The organism is Clostridiales bacterium (assembly GCA_018333995.1).
Lineage (GTDB): Bacteria > Actinomycetota > Coriobacteriia > Anaerosomatales > SLCP01 > JAGXSG01.
This window is the reverse complement of record JAGXSG010000018.1, coordinates 1-3,907: the sequence shown is the minus strand read 5'-3', so window position 1 is coordinate 3,907 and position 3,907 is coordinate 1. Positions and strand designations below refer to the sequence as shown.

Annotated in this window: 9 protein-coding genes; all 9 read left to right on the top strand. The window is 66.1% G+C overall.

Annotation, left to right across the window (positions count from 1 at the left end; translation table 11 throughout):
• The first annotated feature begins 180 nt into the window (after window positions 1-180).
• Complete coding sequence (locus KGZ40_05785; GenBank protein MBS3957020.1) at window positions 181-576, top strand: hypothetical protein; 396 nt, start codon at window positions 181-183, stop codon at window positions 574-576.
• A gap of 54 nt (window positions 577-630) precedes the next feature.
• Complete coding sequence (gene purS / locus KGZ40_05780; protein ID MBS3957019.1) at window positions 631-867, top strand: phosphoribosylformylglycinamidine synthase subunit PurS; 237 nt, start codon at window positions 631-633, stop codon at window positions 865-867.
• A gap of 3 nt (window positions 868-870) precedes the next feature.
• The gene (purQ, locus tag KGZ40_05775; GenBank protein MBS3957018.1) at window positions 871-1,569 is read left to right on the top strand and encodes a phosphoribosylformylglycinamidine synthase subunit PurQ; all 699 of its coding nucleotides are present in this window, start codon (window positions 871-873) and stop codon (window positions 1,567-1,569) included.
• A complete protein-coding gene (locus KGZ40_05770) occupies window positions 1,569-1,892 on the top strand; it encodes a hypothetical protein (protein ID MBS3957017.1) in 324 nt (107 codons plus the stop codon). Before purQ ends, KGZ40_05770 begins: the two co-directional genes overlap by 1 nt.
• A gap of 54 nt (window positions 1,893-1,946) precedes the next feature.
• Window positions 1,947-2,180 carry a hypothetical protein gene (locus KGZ40_05765; protein MBS3957016.1) on the top strand — a complete coding sequence of 78 codons (234 nt, stop codon included), beginning with the start codon at window positions 1,947-1,949 and terminating at the stop codon, window positions 2,178-2,180.
• Entirely contained in the window at window positions 2,167-2,430 is a 264-nt protein-coding gene (locus KGZ40_05760; protein ID MBS3957015.1) for a type II toxin-antitoxin system RelE/ParE family toxin, read from the top strand. The genes KGZ40_05765 and KGZ40_05760 overlap by 14 nt, the downstream gene beginning before the upstream one ends.
• Before the next feature lie 116 nt (window positions 2,431-2,546).
• Window positions 2,547-2,855, top strand: coding sequence for a CopG family transcriptional regulator (locus KGZ40_05755; GenBank protein MBS3957014.1), 309 nt, complete (start codon window positions 2,547-2,549; stop codon window positions 2,853-2,855).
• Window positions 2,852-3,256 carry a type II toxin-antitoxin system VapC family toxin gene (locus KGZ40_05750; GenBank protein MBS3957013.1) on the top strand — a complete coding sequence of 135 codons (405 nt, stop codon included), beginning with the start codon at window positions 2,852-2,854 and terminating at the stop codon, window positions 3,254-3,256. Before KGZ40_05755 ends, KGZ40_05750 begins: the two co-directional genes overlap by 4 nt.
• 183 nt (window positions 3,257-3,439) lie before the next feature.
• Window positions 3,440-3,907, top strand: a 468-nt coding sequence (locus KGZ40_05745) for a phosphoribosylformylglycinamidine synthase II (protein MBS3957012.1), incomplete at its 3' end; no start/stop codon positions are given.

Sequence of the window (3,907 nt, the reverse complement as noted above, 5' to 3'; positions counted from 1 at the left end):
ACGCAGGCGAGTTTCGATAAGCAGTACGTTCGCGACTGGCTCGAGGCGAGCGGGTGGGACAAGTCACCGCCCGCCCCATCGTTGCCCGCTGAGGTCATCGAGGGCACGAGCACTCGCTACATCCAGGCGTACGAGCTCGTCACGGGCCGCGCCTTCGAACCGGAAGGAGTCGAGTAAGAGATGGCCCGCCGTAGTCCGTCAAATCCGCGTTACCAGAAGGGTGCGAGCATCGGAAAGACACGGCGCTCCGCCGCATCGGCCAAGCCTACGCGAGGTGCCGGCGCCGATTCCAAGAAGGCGAGCACGCGCAAGAAGCGCCGCAGTATCCTCGCGCCCGTGCCCTCGAACCCGGAGTTTCGCCGCTGGCGCAAGATCTGGCTCGGCGCTTTGGGCGCGGCGATCGTGTTTTCGGGGTTCGCGTGGTGGCAGCAGGGCACGTGGCCCGGAACGGCGGTCCTCATCCTTGCCTACGCGTGTATCTTCACCGCGTTCTACATCGACTTCCGTAAGATGCGCCCGTTGCGCAAGGCGGCGATTGAGGCGGAGAAGGCCGAGAAGAACGGTTCGTCGAAGTAGTGTGAGTATCGTATTGGACAGAGCCCGGAAGGCCGCGTGAGGGGAGTCGCCACGATGTCGCTGTACAGCGTGTTTGTCACGTACAAGCAAGGAATCTTCGACCCGCCCGGAGCCACTGCCGAGCGCGCGCTTCGCAACCTCGGCTATGAGGGTGTCGAGAGCGTGAAGATCGGCAAGTATATCCGCATCGAGACGGCCGGCGGCATTGAAGCGGTGCGCGAGATGTGTGAAAAACTGCTCGCCAATCCGGTCATTGAGGACTATCGCATCGAGGAAGCCGAGGAGGCGTAGCGCATGCGCTTCGGAGTGGTGGTGTTCCCGGGCTCGAACTGCGAGCAGGACGTGGTGCACGCGATCGAGCATCTCGGGCTTGCGGCGCAGTATCTGTGGCACGGCGACACCGACCTCGGTGGCGTCGACGCGGTGGTACTCCCCGGCGGTTTCTCTTACGGCGACTACATCCGCTGCGGCGCTGTCGCGCGCTTCAGCCCAATCATGGCCGAGGTGGCCCGCTTTTCCGAGCGCGGCGGACCGGTCTTGGGAATCTGCAACGGGTTCCAGATACTGACCGAGGCTCACCTGCTTCCCGGTGCCCTGCTGCGCAACACCGGCTTGAAATTCGTCTGCCACGCTCAGCCGCTCCGCGTCGAGGAGTCGGTGTGCCAATGGCTCGACCTGCCTTCAGGTACCGTGCTTGACGTACCCGTGAACCACAACGAAGGCAACTACTACTGCGACGCCGAGACGCTCGCGCGGTTGCGTGACGGCGGCCAGATCGTACTGCGCTACTGCGAGCCCGACGGCACACTCGCAGAAGGCGGCAGCGCTCCCAACGGCGCGCTCGACGACATCGCCGGCATCTGCAACGAGCGCGGCAACGTGTTCGGCCTCATGCCGCACCCCGAGCGTGTGGTCGACCCGGTCACCGGCGGCACGGACGGCGGTGCGTTCTTCACGGCGATTGCGCGCCGGCTTGCGGAGGTCGCGGGCTAGTGCACGGCGAGGTGGCGCTCACCCCGCTCGCAGTCTGGATCGGGCTGCTTGTGAGGTTCGGCGTGCCGATGGCGTGCGCCGCGATCGCGATCGACGTGCTCAGGCGTCCTCCCGCCTCGATCGGCCGTCGCGCACGCGTGTTCTGGGTAGTGGTGCCGCTCGCGGTGCTCGTAAGTTTGCTCGCCGGCTTCTTGCTCCCCTCGGTCGTGGCGCTTCGCTACTTCGCGGTGCTCGCCGTGCCGTTCACGCTCGTTATCGGGGTGGCGTACCTCCTGTCCGTAGTGTTCGCGCGAGAGGCGGCGGCGGGCTCAGGGACGTTGTAACGTTTTGACGCGATGACGTTTCGACGCTATCATCCGCAGTGGAGGTGGTGGCGCATGGGACCCGTCTCAAAACGAGCGACGATATACCTTGATGCGGATCTGCACACGGCGCTCAAAATGAAGTCGGCTGTGCAGGACTGCTCGATATCTGACCTGGTCAACGATGCCGTGCGGGAGATGCTACGGGAGGACGCCGAGGATTTAGCGGCGTTCGACGAGCGCGCGAAGGAGCCCTTCGTCGCCTACGAGGACATGGTGAAGTGGCTGAAGGCCGATGGGCGGTTATAGGGTCGGCTTTCGAACCAGTGTTCGAAAGGACTTGCGGGGCATCCCCTCGGCCGATGTAGCTCGCATCATGGCGAGCATCGCTGCGCTGGCCGAGGACCCGCGCCCACACGGCGCTGAGAAGCTGAGCACGCGCGACCGGTACCGTATCCGGCAGGGCGACTACCGGATCGTCTACGAGATCGCAGACGACATCGTTACCGTGTGGGTGGTGAAGGTCGGGCACCGGCGCGACATCTACCGGGGGGAGTAGGCCGCGCGGGGCAGACTGAGCGTCGTGCGACCGAGTGCCAATTTTGGTTTGACGCGCGCCATGCGGAGGTCATACCATTGGTACGAACAGCGGTATGACCGAGGAGGCGCACGACGATGACCGCGAAGATCACCATCTCTCTCCCCGACGACCTCTTCGCGCGCCTCGATGCCGAGGCTGCCGAGTCAGGCGTCTCCCGTAGCGAACTCGTGCAGGAGTCGCTCGCGTCGTACCTCGGCAAGACGCGCGAGGAGCGGGCCTGCGCGGCACGCCGCGCGCGGATGCTCGAGGCGCTTGAGGGGATGCGGACCTTCCACGTCGGGCGCGAGATCCGGGACGACCGTCCCTCGCTCGAGATACTCCGGGAGGTGCGCGAGACCCACGACAGCGCACCGATGCGCGATGTTCGCAAGGGGCGTACGTGAGCGCGCGGCCCGTGTTCGTACTCGACGCCTCGGTGGGCGTGAAGTGGTTCAAGCCGGAGTCAGGGCGGGAACGTGCACTCGAGTTGCAGGCACGGGCGGTAGCGGGCGAGGTATCGCTGGTTGCGCCGGTGCACTTCGTCCACGAGGTACTCTCCGTCGTTGCCCGGCACTACGCACCGCGTGACATCGTACCCGCGTGGCAACGCATCACCGCCTCCGACATCGCGATCCTGCCGCTCACTGATGAGATCGTGGCCGAGGCGGCGAACCAGTGCGAGGTCCTCGGCTGCTCGTTCTACGATGGTCTCGCGCCTGCGTGCGCATTGCTGCTCGGCGCCACGCTCGCGAGCGCCGACGAGCGGGCGCACGGCGCTTACCCCGGCGTGCACCTCGTCACCTGAGGGGAGGCGGCTGCGGCGCGGTGGCGAGGCCTACAAGATGCCGAGCCGCTGCTGCGCACATGCGGATCTTGACGTACAGCGCTCCTCGCGCCCCTCGGCTACAATGCACGTGTCGTCTCGCGCGATCGCACGGCCCGCGCCGCGACAAACCGCGACCCGACCATTGGGGAGGACCCACACCGTATGCACGTCGATCTGTCGGCCGAACTAGCGCCACGCCTAGCAGCCGAACTCGGCCTCAAGCCCGCCGAGTACGAGCAAGTAGTCGAGATTCTCGGCAGGACCCCCACCGTGACCGAGCTCTACATGTACTCGCTCATGTGGTCCGAGCACTGCAGCTACAAGCACTCGCGCAAGGCGCTCCGCATGTTCCCGACCGAGGGGCCGGCCGTGCTCCAGGGTCCCGGCGAGAACGCCGGCGTCATCGGCGTGGGCGACGGGTGGGCGGTCGCGTTCAAGATGGAGTCGCACAACCATCCCTCGGCGATCGAGCCCTACCAGGGCGCTGCGACCGGCGTGGGCGGCATCATCCGCGACATCTTCACGATGGGCGCGCGCCCGATCGCGATCCTCGACTCACTTCGCTTTGGAACGCTCGACGAGCCGCGCCAGCGCTATCTGTTCGAGGGCGCGGTCGCCGGCATCGGCGGG

Excerpts from the sequence above, each read along its gene's own strand:
- KGZ40_05785 (MBS3957020.1), top strand. The coding sequence starts at position 181 with ATGGCCCGCCGTAGTCCGTCAAATCCGCGTTACCAGAAGGGTGCGAGC.
- purQ (MBS3957018.1), top strand. The coding sequence starts at position 871 with ATGCGCTTCGGAGTGGTGGTGTTCCCGGGCTCGAACTGCGAGCAGGAC.
- KGZ40_05755 (MBS3957014.1), top strand. The coding sequence starts at position 2,547 with ATGACCGCGAAGATCACCATCTCTCTCCCCGACGACCTCTTCGCGCGC.
- KGZ40_05760 (MBS3957015.1), top strand. The coding sequence starts at position 2,167 with ATGGGCGGTTATAGGGTCGGCTTTCGAACCAGTGTTCGAAAGGACTTG.
- purS (MBS3957019.1), top strand. The coding sequence starts at position 631 with ATGTCGCTGTACAGCGTGTTTGTCACGTACAAGCAAGGAATCTTCGAC.
- KGZ40_05765 (MBS3957016.1), top strand. The coding sequence starts at position 1,947 with ATGGGACCCGTCTCAAAACGAGCGACGATATACCTTGATGCGGATCTG.